We start from the raw sequence: 1319 nt of genomic DNA, 5'->3' as shown, positions 1-1319 counted from the left end.
TGATATTATCCCCTTAAGGTAGACAGTGTAAAAAGACCATGAACAAACATGGATGTTACACTTCTACTTGGAGGGGATTTTATTATGGCTAAAAAAGGGTCTACATTTCAAACTTATTCAAATGAATTAAAGATACAAGCTGTAGAAAGTTTTTTAAACGGTGAGGGTAGTCAATCAGCTATAGCGAAGAAATATGGACTTAAAAGTAGAACGCAATTAATAGAGTGGGTTAGGAAATATCAAGAAACAGGCGGTATTTCAGACTCACGGGGAAAAAGTAGTGGTAATAAGGGCCTCAAAAATCCCTTGAAAGGTCGTCCTCGTACGAAATTCGATAGTATGGAAGAAGAGTTGGAATACTACAAGGCACAGGTGGCGTACTTAAAAAAGCAGTATCCAAATCTGTAGGAGGTGTCCTTGCTCAAACGACGAAGTACGAGATTATTGAAGAACTACGTTCTCGATACAAAGTAATCTGGCTTGTCGTCATTGCTCAGTTAAATCGTTCTAGCTACTATAAATGGCGTTCAACACGTACGCAAAGAAAATTACGTTTTTCAAAGGATGATACACTGCGTGAACAAATTCAAGCGATTCACATAAAACACAAGGAATATGGCTATCCTCGTATGACAATTGCCTTACGAGAAGAGGGCTTTTTAGTGAATCACAAAAAAGTATGTAGACTTATGCAAGAGCTTCAAATTCAATCGATCATCCGTAAAAAGCGTCGCTTTTTTAAAGGGAAATCCTCAAAGATTTTCCCAAATGTAGTAGAACGCCAATTCCAAAATCGTAAACAAAATGAGGTATTTGTTACAGACATCACTTACTTGCCATTCAAAGATAATTTTCTCTATTTATCGGTCGTCCAAGACATTTACAATAATGAAATTGTTGCCTGGAAACTCTCACATCGCAATGATCTACAACTTGTTCTCGATACACTTGATTTAGCAACAAAAAAAAGAGATGTGTATGGAACCATCATCCACTCGGATCAAGGATTCCAATACACATCTCATGCTTATCATCGTACGCTTCAACAGCTAGGTGCCATCGGCAGCCACTCTCGCAAAGGAAACTGCCATGACAATGCTTGTATTGAATCATTCTTTTCTCATTTTAAATCTGAAATGTTTTATCTCAATTATTATCAAACAAAAGAAGAATTGATTCAAGCAATTGAAACATACATCTATCATTATAACTACAAACGATTCCAAAAACGACTCAATCATCGAGCTCCGATTGAATATCGAATCTCAATGGCTGCTTAGTCTTTTTTTAAAGCTGTCTACTTGACGGGGATAAGACCA

At 36.9% G+C, this 1319-nt stretch carries 1 protein-coding gene; it reads left to right on the top strand.

Features of this window, described 5'->3' with window-relative positions; genetic code table 11:
* Positions 1-84: 84 nt before the first annotated feature.
* Positions 85-1280 (top strand): IS3 family transposase gene (locus AC1DS7_RS28685; RefSeq protein ID WP_369811971.1). Its coding sequence is split into 2 segments (ribosomal slippage): positions 85-382 and positions 382-1280, totalling 1197 coding nucleotides; the frame shifts between segments, so codons are not numbered across the junction.
* Positions 1281-1319: the final 39 nt, after the last annotated feature.

The sequence above is a fragment of the Bacillus sp. P4_E1 genome (assembly GCF_056401715.1).
Note: the sequence above shows the minus strand (reverse complement) of the source record. Positions and strands in the feature narration are given on the sequence as shown.